Source organism: Bradyrhizobium sacchari (genome assembly GCF_002068095.1).
Lineage (GTDB): Bacteria > Pseudomonadota > Alphaproteobacteria > Rhizobiales > Xanthobacteraceae > Bradyrhizobium > Bradyrhizobium sacchari.
The window spans coordinates 86582-101051 of the sequence record NZ_LWIG01000052.1; the positions used below are offsets into that span (position 1 = coordinate 86582).

Below are 14470 nucleotides of genomic sequence, written 5' to 3' on the forward strand. Positions count from 1 at the left end.
CGGGGCCGCGAACGGTCCTCGGCTGAACGCGCCGGACGGCTTGGCCGTGAGCCACAGGCAGAGGTTACGCGTCGGCTCGTCCCAGGGTGAAGCCGACTTCTCGACGACAAACCGAGTTAGACTTACTTACGCGGCTCGGTCACCACTTTGGTTGATCCGTCTGGCGCTGCCTGCATTCCCGGCGGGCTTTGACCTTGCGGGCTTTCCGGCGGCGCGCCACCCGATTTCGTATCGAGCGGTCCGGTCCAACCTTGTGGCTGCAATTGACCTTTTTCTTCTGGTGCCGACCGTCCAGTTGCCATGTCCTTGGGATCGGTCTGTGCTGTCGCAAATCCGCACGACAACACCCAGCCAATCGCCATTATCAGAATGATCCGCATTGCGAGACTCCGCTTGGCTGATCGAACCAACAGGCTGGTCCCGCTACAGTTCCGTATTGTGCCATGCAAGCGATCAAACTGCCCGTGGCTTCGGAGGCGTCAACGGACGTCGATACCGGTCGGCTGATTTCGATTCACCAGTCCAAGCCTACCTAGGTATGCCGCCTTCATACCCCTGCGCAATGGCGCCAACCGAGTGCCTGATGCTACCAATAAGTCCGGAGTGAAAAGCAACGGAACCGGTCTCGGGGCCGGCAGTTGCGGAGCAAGGTCGGCGGCGTAACGCCCGCCGGTCTTTCTCGATCAGGCGGACTGCCACAGCTAATCGCAGAGAGTACGCCATGAGAAACATCGCCGATCTCCTGATGCGGTTCTGGCAAGGAAGCCGGTCCACATCCCATACCGAGGTCTCGGCTTTTGCCGAAAATCCGGATCGATCCAGCATGGCTGATTTCGTCCGGATCCTGCAGTCCTACGATCAAGATCAGTACGGCAGGAGCTAGAGGCGAGCACGTCAGTCCGTAACGCGATTGTCAGAGCCATCGAAGCTCGAACCCGAGACCGCCCGCGTCCAGCTTTCCATGTCCGCCAATCCGTTGCGGGTCAGAAGTCACCCGCGATGCGGAGCCATCGAAGTGGCCCCGCTGGTCGGGACGTGCGACCTCCTCCGCACGGGACGTTCAACCCACCGGCCCCAGCGTCCAATCGTCCCCTGCAAGCGGGCTAACTTTCACGTCCTTGATGACTCCGCGCTCCAGGCTTGGATCGAAATGGCGCATCGTCCGCTCGTTGAAGTCGATGATGCGGCCGGGCCGAAGCGGTCCCACGTCGTTGATCTTGACGATGACCTTCTTGCCGACGGCCTCGACGAGGGCATATTTCGGCCGCTCACCGAATTGAACCCCACCGAATTTCCTGCGCAAGGTCGTCTTGATCGCAGCCGCCCAGTCGGAGGGATTATAGCGCTCGCCGGAAGCCGTCTTCGGACCGCCCTCCTCTTTGCCGGGCTTGAACGGATTGTACATGGATGCAGCGCCAACGACCGCATCCCCGGAAGCGGCATCAACGACGGCGTTTGCGTGGCCCCCACGCGATTCACTTCGAGCAACAGTGACAGAAACGGCAAGCGCAACCAGGGCGCCGCAAATTGCGGCGCTCGATCGGAACAGCATCATGACTCCTGTGATTTTTTAGATCGCCGGTTCCCGACACCGCAAACAGCGCAAGCGAACGCGGACGCGTTCATGAAGCTTGCACCGGACTTTTACGGGTTCGTGCCAACCCCTTGGCTATGGAACCGTCGTGCAAACCAAAGTGGTTCCCACGCAGTGTTTTACGTTGGCGCCGGTTAAGACAGAGATTGCGTCAGCAGCATGACTTAACGGGAGGCCTATTCCGCCGCCGCTCTCACTGGGGCGACATTTATCGCGAGCTTGCCGTAGCGATCCGTAAAAGCCTCGGTGTCGATTTCTTCCAGCTTGATCTCGCCGCTCATCACGCCCTGTTTCCAGGCTGCCTGCGCCGGATCGTTCTGGAACTCCGGCATCACCTCGCGGCCGAACAGTTCGAGCGATTCGCAGATGTGCTCGTGGCTGTTCTTGCCCGCCTGATTCAGCAGGATGACCTGGTCGATATGCGAGGACTGGAAGCGCTTCAGTTTCCTTCGGATCGTCTCGGGCGAGCCGATCAGGCCGCCGCGCAGCGCGGCCTCCTGCGCTTCCGGATTGTCGCGCTTCCACTTGTTGTACTCGTCCCACATGTTGACGGTGTAGGGTGCGGGACGCTGGCGGTTCTGCGAGGCGCCGTAGAAGCGCAGCGCGAACTGGAAGAAGGTGGCGCCGTCGGCACGCGCGCGCGCCTCTTCATCCGTCTTCGCGCACATGAAGAACGACACCAGCGCCATGTTCGGGTTGATCTCGTAGTCGGCCAATTTGTGCAGCCGCTTGGTGATGGCGTTGTAATAGGCGTGCACCCAGGCGTGCGCGGCATCGGCGCTGACGAACTGGAAGCCGAGCGCGCCGAAGCCATGACGGCCGGCGCGCTCGATGGTCGGCAGTTGCGAGCAGGCCATCCACAACGGCGGATGCGGCTTCTGCACCGGCTTGGGCACGACGTTGCGCAAGGGAATGTCGAAATACCTGCCGTGATGCTCGGACCCTGCGTCCTTGAACATCGGGAAGATCGCGGCAACGGCCTCCTCGAACACCTCCTTCTTGGTCTCCATGTCACGCCCGAACGGCTCGAGCTCGGTGATCGAGGCGCTCTCGCCCATGCCGAACTCGCAGCGGCCGTTGGAGAGCAGGTCGAGCACCGCGACGCGCTCGGCAACGCGCGCCGGGTGGTTGGTGGTGAGCTGGAGGATGCCGTGGCCAAGCCGGATGTTCTTCGTGCGCTGGCTCGCGGCTGCGAGGAAGGATTCCGGCGAGGGCGAGTGCGAGTACTCCTCGAGGAAGTGGTGCTCGACCACCCAGGCATGGTCGTAGCCGAGCCCGTCGGCAAGTTCCATCTGCGAGAGCGCGTTCTGGTAGAGGGCGAGCTCGTCGCCGGCCACCCAGGGTCGCGGCAGTTGCAACTCATAGAAGATGCCGAACTTCATGACGCCCCTCCCGCATTGTTCTTGTTACCCGCATCTTAATGGGTGAGCCGACGCTGTCTACGGACCGGCAATTCCGCCGCGTGGGAGAAGGTTTCCCCGCCTGCACGCCCGCCCCAGCGCTGCCGCTGCGACATCCGCGCAGGTCGACAGATTGATCCAGATCAACGCCACAGCGGCCCGAATGCAGCAAAAGTGCTGCAAGGCAACGGCCCGGATGCCGTCCCGATTCCCCATACCATCCCGAAGAGACCGAATATGTCGGCCCCTGACGACGCGACTTCGCGCGTGCGCCGTAAGCGCATGGAGATTTTCGCTTTCCTGTTCCTGACCGCGGTCGTGATGCCCGTCCTCGCGGTCGGAACGGTCGGCTCCTACGGGCTCGGCGTCTGGATCTACCAGATGTTCGCCGGTCCTCCCGGGCCGCCGACCTCCGCGCATTGATCGTTCGAACAGCGAAAGACAGGCATCATGGCCCAAACCACACTCAACCGCCGTGCATTGATCACCGGCCGCGTGCTCAGCGCCGACCGCATCGTGCCGCCGCCCGGCGCCGAGATCGCCAGCATCATCGTGCAGGCGCGCCCCGAACGCCTCGCGGAGGTCGAAGCCGAGATCACCGTCCTTCCCGGCTGCGAGATCCACGGCCGCGACCCACGCGGCAAGCTTGTCGTGGTCACCGAAGCGCCCGACGCCGGCAGCCTCGGCACCATGCTCAACACCATTCAGTCGCTGCAGCACGTCTATTCCGCGGCGCTGGTCTTCCACGCCATTGAAACCGCCTGAGTCAGGAAGAGCCATCATGACATCGCCGAAGCTCGACCGCCGCCAGATGCTGAAGCTCGAGGCCGCCGCGATCGCCGCGGCCGCCGCCGGCCTGCCGGCGCCGGCGCTGGCCGCCAACCTCGCCGCCGAGCGCGAGGTGAGCGAATTGAAATGGGACAAGGCCGCCTGCCGCTTCTGCGGCACCGGCTGCTCGGTGATGGTCGCGACCAAGGACAACCGCGTCGTCGCCACCCACGGCGACATCAAGGCCGAAGTCAATCGCGGGCTCAACTGCGTCAAGGGCTACTTCCTCTCCAAGATCATGTACGGCCACGACCGCCTGACGCAGCCGATGCTGCGCAAGAGGGACGGCAAGTTCGACAAGAACGGCGACTTCACGCCTGTTACCTGGACCGAAGCCTTCGACATCATGGAGCAGAAGTGGAAGGAGGCGATCAAGAAGCGCGGGCCGAACGGCGTCGCCATGTTCGGCTCCGGCCAGTGGACGATCTGGGAGGGCTATGCGGCCTCGAAGCTGTTCAAGGCGGGCTTCCGCACCAACAACATCGACCCTAATGCGCGGCACTGCATGGCCTCCGCCGTCGCCGGCATGATGCGCACCTTCGGCATCGACGAGCCGGCCGGCTGCTATGACGACATCGAGGCCACCGACGCCTTCGTGCTGTGGGGCTCCAACATGGCGGAGATGCACCCCATTCTGTGGACGCGCCTGACCGACCGCCGGTTGTCCGCGCCGCATGTCCGCGTCGCCGTGCTCTCCACCTTCGAGCACCGCTCGTTCGACCTCGCCGACATCGGCATGGTGTTCAAGCCGCAGACGGATCTCTACATCCTCAACGCCATCGCCAACCACATCATCAAGACCGGCCGCGTCAACAAGGACTTCGTTGCCGCCCATACCGTGTTCAAGCGCGGCCAGACCGATATCGGCTATGGCCTGCGGCCTGAGCACCCGCTGCAGAAGAAGGCGACCGGTGCGGCCAAGGCCAACGACTCCACCGACATGAGCTATGACGAGTTCGTCAAGTTCGTCTCGGAGTACACGCTGGAGAAGGCCGCCGAGATGTCCGGCGTGCCGCTCAATCGCCTGGAGGCGCTGGCGGAGCTCTATGCCGATCCGAAGACCAAGGTGGTCTCGTTCTGGACCATGGGCTTCAACCAGCATACCCGCGGCGTCTGGTGCAACAACCTCGTCTACAACATCCATCTTTTGACCGGAAAGATCTCCGCGCCCGGCAACAGCCCGTTCTCGCTGACCGGCCAGCCCTCGGCCTGTGGCACCGCGCGCGAGGTCGGCACCTTCTCGCACCGCCTGCCCGCCGACATGGTCGTGACCAACAAGGCGCATCGCGACCACGCCGAGCACATCTGGCAGCTGCCCGAGGGCACCATCCCCGACAAGAACGGTGCTCACGCCGTGCTGCAGAGCCGGATGCTGAAGGACGGCCTGATCAACGCCTATTGGGTGCAGGTCAACAACAACCTGCAGGCCGGTCCCAACGTCAACGAGGAGACCTATCCCGGCTTCCGCAATCCCGACAATTTCATCGTGGTGTCGGATGCCTATCCGACCGTGACCGCGCTCGCCGCCGATCTGATCCTGCCGACCGCGATGTGGGTCGAGAAGGAAGGCGCCTATGGCAATGCCGAGCGGCGCACGCAGTTCTGGCACCAGCTCGTCACAGCGCCAGGCGAGGCGAAATCCGATCTCTGGCAGCTCATGGAATTTTCAAAACGCTTCAAGATCGAGGAGGTCTGGCCCGAGGAGCTGATCGCCAAGAAGCCGGAATATCGCGGCAAGACGCTGTTCGACGTGCTCTACAAGAACGGCCAGGTCGACAAATTCCCCCTGACCGAGATCGAGGCCGGCTACGCCAACGAGGAGGCCAAGGCGTTCGGCTTCTACGTGCAGAAGGGCCTGTTCGAGGAATATGCCCAGTTCGGCCGCGGCCACGGCCACGACCTCGCGCCGTTCGACGCCTATCACCGGGAGCGCGGCCTGCGCTGGCCTGTGGTCAACGGCCAGGAAACGAAATGGCGTTTCCGCGAGGGCAGCGACCCCTACGTCAAGCAGGGCACCGACGTGCAGTTCTACGGCTATCCCGACGGCAAGGCGCGCATCTTCGCGCTGCCCTACGAGCCGGCGGCGGAATCGCCCGACAACGAATATCCGTTCTGGCTCTCGACCGGCCGCGTGCTGGAGCACTGGCATTCCGGCACCATGACGCGCCGCGTGCCCGAGCTCTACAAGGCGTTCCCCGAGGCCGTGTGCTTCATGCATCCGGACGACGCCGCGGAAGCAAAGCTGCGCCGAGGGGATGAAGTGAAGGTGGTCTCGCGCCGCGGCTTCATCCGCGCCCGCGTCGAGACGCGCGGCCGCGACCGGCCGCCGCGCGGCCTCGTGTTCGTGCCGTGGTTCGACGAATCCAAGCTGATCAACAAGGTGACGCTGGACGCCACCGATCCGATCTCGCTGCAGACCGATTTCAAGAAATGCGCCGTGCGCATCGAGCGTGTGAGCCTGTCATGATGAAGCGATTTGGAATAGCCCTGCTCGCGGTCGCGATCGCCGCCGGCGCGAGTTCGCTGACCGCGCAGACGGTGACCTCGGGACTGCGCGGCGCAGCGCCGCTCAATGACGAGGGCCCGGCGCCGCCGATGCTGCCGAACCGCAATACGTCCGAGAAGGAGGCGCGCAACTATCCGGAGCAGCCGCCCGTCATCCCGCACACGATCGACGGCTACCAGATCGACCTCAACGGCAACAAATGCCTGTCCTGCCATGCGCGGGCGCGCACCGCGGAATCGCAGGCGCCGATGGTGTCGATCACGCATTTCATGGACCGCGACGGCCAGTTCCTGGCCTCGATCTCGCCGCGCCGCTTCTTCTGCACCGAATGCCACGTGCCGCAGAACACGGCCAATCCGCCCGTCAGCAACGATTTCACCGACATCGACACGCTGCTGTCGCGCGCAAGCCCCGGTGGCCGCCGATGACGACGACTGCCGACGAGCCCAAGGACAAGGTGGAGCAGAAGCTGGAGTCCAAGCGCGGCTTCATCGCGCGAAGCTGGGATTTTTTGCTCGAGCTCTGGGGCGTGCTGACCCGACCGAGCTCGGTGTTCGCGCTCGGCACGCTGGTGTTGGCGGGCTTCGTGGCCGGCGTGATCTTCTGGGGCGGTTTCAACACCGCGCTGGAAATCACCAACACCGAGAAGTTCTGCACCGGCTGCCACGAGATGAAGGACAACGTCTTCGCCGAGCTGAAGTCGACCATCCACTTCACCAACCGCTCCGGCGTCCGCGCGACCTGCCCGGACTGCCACGTGCCGCACAACTGGACCGACAAGATCGCCCGCAAGATGCAGGCTTCCAAGGAGGTCTGGGGCAAGATCTTCGGCACGATCGACACGCGGGAGAAATTCCTCGACCACCGGCTCGAGCTCGCCGCGCATGAATGGGCGCGCTTCAAGGCCAATGATTCGCTGGAATGCCGCAACTGCCACAGCGCCGATTCCATGGACATCACCAAGCAATCGCCGCGGGCCTCGGTGGCGCACCAGCGCTTCCTGTTCACCAAGGAAAAGACCTGCATCGACTGCCACAAGGGCATCGCCCACCAGCTGCCCGACATGCGCGGCGTTCCGGGCTGGCAGTAGGGTTTGGCGAGGCCTGAGCAAGCGCCTCGTCCTTCGAGACGGCTGCTTCGCAGCCTCCTCAGGATGAGGCTAAGTGGCATCTTGGCCTGTTGGACCGGCGCCACGCACTCCGTCCTCATCCTGAGGGCCCGCCGGAGGCGGGCGTCTCGAAGGATGGCCGCGGGGAACGGCCTCCCTGCGCTTGAACCCTTGGTGTGAATGGTTAGTTTTGGGAGACGGCGAATCGCCTCGTTTCGCTCCTCCTCAAGACAGACATGGCCACGTTCACCCCGCATCAGGATGCCGCGCTCAAGGCCGTTGGCGACTGGCTCAAAGCCAAGCCCGGGCGCAATGGCACGCCGCCCGTCTTCCGCCTGTTCGGCTTTGCCGGCACCGGCAAGACCACGCTGGCGCGGCATATCGCCGAGGGCGTCGACGGCGAAGTGAAATTCGCCGCCTTCACCGGCAAGGCGGCCCTCGTCATGCGCAACAAGGGCTGCGACGAGGCCTCCACCATCCATTCGCTGATCTATCGCGCCCGCGAATCCGGCGAGGAGCAGCCGAGCTTCGAATTGTGGGACGACGCGCCGGCCTCGAAGGCCAAGCTGATCGTGATCGACGAATGCTCCATGGTCGACGCCGAACTTGGCCGCGACCTGATGTCGTTCGATTGTCCGCTGCTGGTGCTGGGCGATCCCGCGCAGCTGCCGCCGATCCAGGGCGGCGGCTTCTTCACCAATTCGGAGCCTGACGCGATGCTGACCGAAGTGCATCGCCAGGCGCAGGACGATCCGATCGTGCGGATGTCGATGGACGTGCGCGAGGGCCGCGAACTCGACATCGGCCGCTACGGCGAGAGCGAAGTGGTGTCACGGAAGGAGCTCGATCCCGATCGCGTCATGGGCGCCGACCAGGTCCTGGTCGGACGCAACAACACGCGACGCGCGTACAACATGCGGGTGCGCCAGCGCCAGAACATCGAGGACACCTTTCCCGTCGCCGGCGACAAGCTGGTGTGCCTGCGCAACAACCGCAAGAAGGGCCTGTTCAACGGCGGCCTTTGGCGCGTGAAGTCGCGCAACACCTCGCGCTCGAAATCGCGCATCCTCTCGATGCGGCTGTCGCCGGACGAGGATTTCGGCCACAAGGTGACCAAGGTGTCGGTGCGCGCTGACTGCTTCGAGGGCGGCATCGAGCAGATCGCCTGGGAGCAGCGCAAGCCCTATGACGAGTTCGACTATGGCTACGTGCTGACCGTGCACAAATCGCAGGGCTCGCAATGGGACGACGTCGTGCTGTTCGACGAGAGTTTTGCGTTTCAGGACTCGCGGGCGCGGTGGCTGTATACGGGGATCACGCGGGCGGCGAAGAGATTGAGTATTGTCGTTTAAAGCCCCGCCGCCGTAGGATGGGCAAAGCGCAGCGTGCCCACGCACTATTGCTTATGGAGAGAAATCGTGGGCACGACGCGTTGCGCCTTTGCCCACCTACGGCGCTGAATTCGCCGCACGGGCATCGCGCCTCACACGGGGTATTGTTGTCTAGCGTCGTCCCGGCCGAGTGCGCAATTGCGCACGGGGGCCGGGACCCACCGCGTGACCTATCCGCATCGCGCGGTGTGAATACCGTGGTTGTTTCGATCACTCCGAGTCTTCGCCAAACTTCTCCCTGTGGTTATGAGTCCCGGCCTTCGCCGGGACACCGGTTGTGAGGCGGCGCGGTGCCGTCCAACCCAATCCCTCACTTCCCCGCCACAAAATAGAAATCCTCCCGCCCCGGCGGCGAGCCATACGTGAACGGCTGCTGCTCGTGCTTGGTGGCGGCCCAGACGTCGTCGCGGACGATGTCGAACAGCTTTCGGATCTCGACCTTCGGCTCCTTGATCTCGCGGGCGAGCGCGGTGGCGAACGGACTGTTGGCGGCTCCGTCGCCGTCCATCGCGGTCTCGCCGTGCTTGGCGGCATAGACCACCATGAAACCGGCGCCGGGCTCGATATTGGAAAAGCCCTTGTCGACCAGCTTCAGCGACAAGGTGCGCTGCATGGTCGGCGCGAACGGATTGTCGCGGCAGGCATCGAGCACCACGAGACGCATTTTCCGCGCGGCACCGACGGCGGCGATCACCTGCTCGAGCGCGACCGCCTGCGCCTCGGCGTCCTTGTCGGCGGCAAGCTTGGCATCGACCGGAACGAGATAGTTCACCCCGCCGATCTCGAAGCCATGGCCGGCGTAGTAGACCACGGCCCAGTCGGCCTTCTCCGCTTCCTCCGCGAACGTCTTCAGCGCGTCGAAGAACTTGTCGCGGGTGAGATCGCTGAGGGAGATCACGGTCTGGAAACCGACATCTTTCAGCACGCCTGCAATCAGTTTCGAATCGCGCGGCGGATTGGGCAGGGCGTGCACGTTCTTGTAGGCGCCATTGCCGATCACCAGCGCGACGCGGCGCCCGCTGGGCGCACCCGCCGGTCCCTGCGGCGTCAGCGCGGCGAGCCGCTCCTGCGCGATGGCGCGGGCGCGCGCGACGTCGATCTCGTCGAACCTCGTCAGCGAATAGGCCGCCGCGCGATAGTCGGCTCGGGCCTGGGCGAGATCCTTCTTGCGCTCGTAGATCTGGCCGCGACCGGAATGGGCGCGGACATTGTTCGGATTGATCTCGATCGCCGTGTTGTAGTCCTTCAGCGCGGCCTCGAGGTCGCCCTTCATCATGCTGACATCGGCCCGATTGTTGATCGCGTAGACGTTTTTCGGCTGCCGCTCGATCAGGCCGTTGCAGTCGGCGAAGGCCTGGTCGTACTTGCCCATCATGCCCCAGGTGATGCAGCGGTTGCTCGCGATCTGCGGGGCGGTCGGGTCTATCTTGTCGGCCTCGGCGAAATCGGCGATCGCGCCGTTGAAGTCCTTCATGAGGGTGCGGACACGGGCGCGATTGGTCCAGCCGAGCAGGAATTTGGGGGTGTATTTGATCGACAGGTTGAAATCGTCGAGCGCGCTTTGCAGCGCGCCTCGGCGCAGCTGGACGACGCCGCGATTGTTGTAGGGCACACCGTAGGTCGGCCGCTTCTGGAGGGCGAGATTGTAGTCGGCCATCGCGAGGTCGTCCTGACCCCTGCGCTCATAGGCGAGGCCGCGCAGGTTGAGGGAAATGACGTAGTCAGGATCGAGATCGATCGCCATGGACAGGGTCTCGATGGCGTGGACGTAGTCGCGCTTGTTGATCAGGGTGTTGCCGCGCACGGACAGCGCGATGGCCTTGTCCTTGCCGGACAGGCGATCGGCGTTGAGCAGATTGTCGCAGGCCGGTGCGCGGGCCTGCATGTCCGCCTGGCGATCACGGCAGATGGTGAGATCGTCGCTGACCTGGTCTGCCGAGGCGACGGCGGCACTGGCAATCAGGGTGAGGAGGGTCAGGGGAACGACGCGCAGCATGTTGTCAGGTCAGCTCCAGCCGCCATTTTTTTAGGTCTACCGTCGAGGGCGCGGGTTCATCTGTTGTTTGAGCATGATCTTTGCGGAAAACCGCTTCACACTTGTCCGGATCATGCTCTTACCGCGGAGTTCCCCGCCCCGCCAAGCCGGCTGTCTCAGGCCGCGGTTCTTCACAGTGTCGTGTCCGTGCCGGCGTAACAACCGGTCCCTGTCCCCGTATCTCCAGTGACTGAAATCCGGCCGGGCAGACTGTTCGCCCGGTGCCAACCGACTTAGACTGTCGCAACCTTCCGCCAAAGAGGCTCCGCCATGCGTCGTCCTGCCCTTCTGTCCCTGCTCGCCGCCACGACCGCCCTGACGCTGGCCTTTGCCGTGCCGTCGCGGGCCGCCGAGGACGCCGTCGTGATCCCCGCCCCGGCCGTGGACGCAGCGCCCGCGAGCGGCATCCAGACCGCCGTGGTCGCCGGCGGCTGCTTCTGGGGCGTGCAGGGCGTGTTCCAGCACACCGCCGGCGTCGTCAACGCTGTCTCCGGCTATGCCGGCGGCACCAAGGCGACCGCCGACTACCAGACCGTCTCGACCGGCCGGACCGGCCATGCGGAATCGGTCGAGATCAAGTACGACCCGAAGAAGATCTCTTACGGAAAGATCCTCCAGATCTACTTCTCGGTGGTGCACGACCCGACCCAGCTCAACCGCCAGGGCCCCGACATCGGCACGCAATATCGCTCGGCGATCTTCACCACGTCCGACGAGCAGAAGAAGGTGGCCGAGGCCTATATCGCCCAGCTCAACGGCGCCAAGGTGTTCGGCAAGCCGATCGTGACCAAGATCGGCGCGCTGGAGGCGTTCTATCCGGCGGAGGCCTATCACCAGGACTATCTGACCCTGCACCCGAACCAGCCCTACATCGCCTATAACGACCTGCCCAAGGTCGAGAACCTGAAAAAGCTGTTCGCGGATAACTACATTGAAAAGCCGACGCTGGTGAACGCCAGCAAGGCCACCAACTGATCGCGAGATCACCCAAAGCTAAGATTATCGAAGAAACGGGAGACCCATGCCCGACACCAAGGCGAAAACCACCGACGACAAGGTCATCAAGAGCGAAGAGCAGTGGCGGCGCGAATTGACGCCGATGCAATACGCGGTGCTGCGCGAGAAGGCGACCGAGCGTCCCTTCACCGGCGAATATGAGCACGACCACCGCGCCGGCACCTATGTCTGCGCCGGCTGCGGCAACGTGCTGTTCGAATCCGATGCCAAGTTCGATTCCGGCTGCGGCTGGCCGAGCTTCACCGCGCCCGCGGTGGAGAGCCATATCGACGAGGAGCGGGACATGAGCCACGGCATGATCCGCACCGAGGTGCTCTGCTCCAAGTGCAGCGGCCATCTCGGCCATGTCTTCCCCGACGGCCCCGGGCCGACCGGCCTGCGCTACTGCATCAACTCCGCGGCGCTGAAGCTCGAGCCCAAATGACCCTGCGTGCCGCCGGGTTCCCTCATGGAACCCGGCGGCGCGATGTGCTTTCTTCCTTGGCGGTGGCTCCGACCATCGCGTTTCGGCAGCCGCCAGGGAGGATGCCATGACCCTTGGGACCATCCTGATCATCCTGGTGATCGTCTATCTCGTCGGCGGCCTGTCCGGCCGGTTCGGCGGCTACGGCTATGGCCTTGGCCATTCCGGCATGGGCATCGGCGGGGTCGTGCTGGCGGTGCTGATCGTGCTGCTGCTTCTTGGCAAAGTTTAAACCATATAAGCCATTGAAATCACTTATGTTTCCTCGGCTGCGGGGCTGCCATGCATGGATTCATCATCTCGCATCGCAGGGGTCGCATTTCTGTCAAAACGGCCTATATTAGGGGGCGAAAATGACATGTGCGGCGGGCTCGCTCGAGTGCGGCCCCTGCCCTCTCAAACCCCACGCGCTTAAAGCCCCAGAGAGATCACGAGGTCTTTGACCATGCGTCCACTGCGTCCGTTCAACTTCAACACTTCCGCCGAACTCTTCCCCGCTGCGATCCGCAAGAAGAAGCGCGCCGGCTTCACCTATCGCCGGTTCGGCACCGCGGCCGAGGCCGTGCAGTTCGCGATGGAGCAGTTGCCGACGGATTCGCTGAACGGCGCCTATCTCCAGGTCGAGGAAGCGCGCTTCGACCAGAACGGCATCCGTTCGCTCTATGAGAGCGAAGCCTTCCCGCTGCCGCGCCGCCCCAGGCCGGCGCCGGCCGCCGAGACCGACGCCGACGCGGCGTAAGTTTTCGCAAACTCCGATGTGCGCAGAGAGCGCGATGGCCGAAAGGTCGTCGCGCTTTTTGCGTTTTGCTCGTCATTGCGAGCGCAGCGAAGCAATCCAGAATCTTTCCGCGGAGGGACGCTGGATTGCTTCGCTGCGCTCGCAATGACGATGCGGATAAATCTGGCGCACCATCGACCAGATGGGCTCGCGAAAGCTCGCCACGCGGGGGAGACGCGAAGAAACGCTAAATCCGCGGCTGCTTTTCGAGCCAGCGGCGCAAGAGGCGGACATTGCGCATGTTGGCGCGGAACATGACGTCGAAGGCATCGCCTGCGAACGGGACCATGCCGACCACGCCGTCGACCGCGACGTTTCCGAGCATGCGCGCGGTAAGGTACCAGGGCGCACCCAGCGCCCGCGCCTCGCGCACAAGCCACAGCGAGATCGCGGTGGTGATGATGTCGCCGACCACGGGGATCAGCCCGATCAGCCCGTCGATGCCGTAGCGGATGTTGGTGCCGGGCAGGATGAAGGCGACGTCGAGCAGTTTTGCGATCGCCTCGATGCGGGCGATCCGCTGCTCGCGCGTGAGGTTGCCGAACGGATTGCCTTGTCCGAATTCGAAGCGCAACTCCTGAAACCCCTGCTCAAGGGTCTCGGGGCGGATTTCGCGGCCGTCCTGGTCGATGATCGGCCCGCGCGCGGTGCCTTGGAAGGTACCCCGGAAATTGTCGCGCGAACGGTCACCCGAACGGGGCTTGCGCGGAGCGAGAATGTCGTCGTCGGACATGGTCATGGTCTCTGTGGAACGCGCCAGCGGGGCGGAGGTTGCTGCCGCGTCCGAAGGTCGCGTGCTCAGGTCGGTGCCGCCGCCGATTGCGGCTCCTCGACATATCTATGCACGAGCCAGGAGGAAATCACCGACGGCACGAAGCCGACCATGCCGTACAGGATGAACTGCACCGCCCCCGAATCCGGCCCGCGCGAGCTGTAGGTCAGCGAGGCCAGCACGAAGGCGAACAGGCCGACGAGGAGCATGCGCAAGGTCGGGCCGATCCGGCGGATGTGGATCAGGATGTCGTCGACGGCGCCGATCATCAGCGAGGGCAGGACGCCGAACAGGTAGCTGTATTGCAGGGTCTTGAAGAACACCGCGAACAGCTTGCCGACCTCGCCGAGACTGGTCTGGGTCCAATAGCCGGACTGATAGGTCGTCGTCAGCAGCAGCAGGAACCCGCCGACAAACGGGCCGACCAGCGCAAACACCAGATAGCGTTTCATCAAATACCCTCACACCTCGCCCCGTTATAGCAGCGCCCCGGGAACCTTGAACAGCGGGGCGCGGGGCCGCCTAGGGGGAACAAGTGGCAGGGCGACGAGTTCAGACAGGACTTGGAAATCATCCCC

Annotated in this window: 17 protein-coding genes; 11 read left to right on the plus strand and 6 right to left on the minus strand. The window is 63.9% G+C overall.

The window, feature by feature from the left end; all coding sequences use genetic code 11:
* Nucleotides 1-122: 122 nt before the first annotated feature.
* A complete protein-coding gene (locus A5906_RS42010) occupies nucleotides 123-380 on the minus strand; it encodes a hypothetical protein (RefSeq protein WP_136615648.1) in 258 nt (85 codons plus the stop codon).
* A gap of 341 nt (nucleotides 381-721) precedes the next feature.
* Here A5906_RS42010 and A5906_RS43350 point away from each other — a divergent pair, with 341 nt between their 5' ends.
* Nucleotides 722-883 (plus strand): hypothetical protein, encoded by a 162-nt coding sequence (locus A5906_RS43350; protein WP_167523731.1) that lies wholly within the window; start codon nucleotides 722-724, stop codon nucleotides 881-883.
* 177 nt (nucleotides 884-1060) lie between these two features.
* On the opposite strand, the gene A5906_RS32500 is transcribed toward A5906_RS43350, so the two are convergent.
* The gene (locus A5906_RS32500; RefSeq protein WP_186465190.1) at nucleotides 1061-1555 is read right to left on the minus strand and encodes an RlpA-like double-psi beta-barrel domain-containing protein; all 495 of its coding nucleotides are present in this window, start codon (nucleotides 1553-1555) and stop codon (nucleotides 1061-1063) included.
* A gap of 215 nt (nucleotides 1556-1770) precedes the next feature.
* On the minus strand, nucleotides 1771-2976 hold the full coding sequence (locus A5906_RS32505) for an LLM class flavin-dependent oxidoreductase (RefSeq protein WP_080139224.1): 1206 nt from the start codon (nucleotides 2974-2976) through the stop codon (nucleotides 1771-1773).
* 255 nt (nucleotides 2977-3231) lie between these two features.
* On the opposite strand from A5906_RS32505, the gene napE reads away from it, so the two are divergent.
* The 6 genes from napE (at nucleotide 3232) to A5906_RS32535 (ending at nucleotide 8788) form a co-directional block, all read left to right on the plus strand.
* Nucleotides 3232-3417, plus strand: a complete 186-nt coding sequence (gene napE / locus A5906_RS32510; RefSeq protein WP_080139225.1) for a periplasmic nitrate reductase, NapE protein — start codon at nucleotides 3232-3234, stop codon at nucleotides 3415-3417.
* A gap of 27 nt (nucleotides 3418-3444) precedes the next feature.
* Complete coding sequence (locus tag A5906_RS32515; RefSeq protein WP_080139226.1) at nucleotides 3445-3759, plus strand: chaperone NapD; 315 nt, start codon at nucleotides 3445-3447, stop codon at nucleotides 3757-3759.
* Nucleotides 3760-3775: 16 nt separating this feature from the next.
* On the plus strand, nucleotides 3776-6289 hold the full coding sequence (gene napA / locus A5906_RS32520) for a nitrate reductase catalytic subunit NapA (RefSeq protein WP_080139227.1): 2514 nt from the start codon (nucleotides 3776-3778) through the stop codon (nucleotides 6287-6289).
* Complete coding sequence (locus tag A5906_RS32525) at nucleotides 6286-6756, plus strand: nitrate reductase cytochrome c-type subunit (RefSeq protein ID WP_080139228.1); 471 nt, start codon at nucleotides 6286-6288, stop codon at nucleotides 6754-6756. Before napA ends, A5906_RS32525 begins: the two co-directional genes overlap by 4 nt.
* Nucleotides 6753-7418 (plus strand): NapC/NirT family cytochrome c, encoded by a 666-nt coding sequence (locus tag A5906_RS32530; RefSeq protein ID WP_080139229.1) that lies wholly within the window; start codon nucleotides 6753-6755, stop codon nucleotides 7416-7418. The genes A5906_RS32525 and A5906_RS32530 overlap by 4 nt, the downstream gene beginning before the upstream one ends.
* A gap of 254 nt (nucleotides 7419-7672) precedes the next feature.
* Complete coding sequence (locus A5906_RS32535; protein WP_080139230.1) at nucleotides 7673-8788, plus strand: ATP-dependent DNA helicase; 1116 nt, start codon at nucleotides 7673-7675, stop codon at nucleotides 8786-8788.
* A gap of 349 nt (nucleotides 8789-9137) precedes the next feature.
* Here A5906_RS32535 and A5906_RS32540 read toward each other — a convergent pair whose 3' ends face one another.
* Nucleotides 9138-10823, minus strand: coding sequence for a caspase family protein (locus A5906_RS32540; RefSeq protein WP_080139231.1), 1686 nt, complete (start codon nucleotides 10821-10823; stop codon nucleotides 9138-9140).
* Between the two features lie 309 nt (nucleotides 10824-11132).
* Here A5906_RS32540 and msrA point away from each other — a divergent pair, with 309 nt between their 5' ends.
* The 4 genes from msrA to A5906_RS32560 all read left to right on the plus strand — a co-directional run bounded on the left by msrA (nucleotide 11133) and on the right by A5906_RS32560 (nucleotide 13081).
* A complete protein-coding gene (gene msrA / locus A5906_RS32545; protein ID WP_080139232.1) occupies nucleotides 11133-11837 on the plus strand; it encodes a peptide-methionine (S)-S-oxide reductase MsrA in 705 nt (234 codons plus the stop codon).
* 46 nt (nucleotides 11838-11883) lie between these two features.
* On the plus strand, nucleotides 11884-12303 hold the full coding sequence (gene msrB, locus A5906_RS32550) for a peptide-methionine (R)-S-oxide reductase MsrB (RefSeq protein ID WP_080139233.1): 420 nt from the start codon (nucleotides 11884-11886) through the stop codon (nucleotides 12301-12303).
* 106 nt (nucleotides 12304-12409) lie between these two features.
* Complete coding sequence (locus tag A5906_RS32555; protein ID WP_080139234.1) at nucleotides 12410-12574, plus strand: DUF3309 family protein; 165 nt, start codon at nucleotides 12410-12412, stop codon at nucleotides 12572-12574.
* A gap of 213 nt (nucleotides 12575-12787) precedes the next feature.
* Complete coding sequence (locus A5906_RS32560) at nucleotides 12788-13081, plus strand: hypothetical protein (RefSeq protein ID WP_014492502.1); 294 nt, start codon at nucleotides 12788-12790, stop codon at nucleotides 13079-13081.
* Nucleotides 13082-13307: 226 nt separating this feature from the next.
* Here A5906_RS32560 and A5906_RS32565 read toward each other — a convergent pair whose 3' ends face one another.
* Complete coding sequence (locus tag A5906_RS32565; protein WP_080139235.1) at nucleotides 13308-13859, minus strand: DUF4112 domain-containing protein; 552 nt, start codon at nucleotides 13857-13859, stop codon at nucleotides 13308-13310.
* Between the two features lie 59 nt (nucleotides 13860-13918).
* Nucleotides 13919-14344, minus strand: coding sequence for a DUF5413 family protein (locus A5906_RS32570; RefSeq protein ID WP_080139236.1), 426 nt, complete (start codon nucleotides 14342-14344; stop codon nucleotides 13919-13921).
* Nucleotides 14345-14470 lie beyond the last annotated feature (126 nt).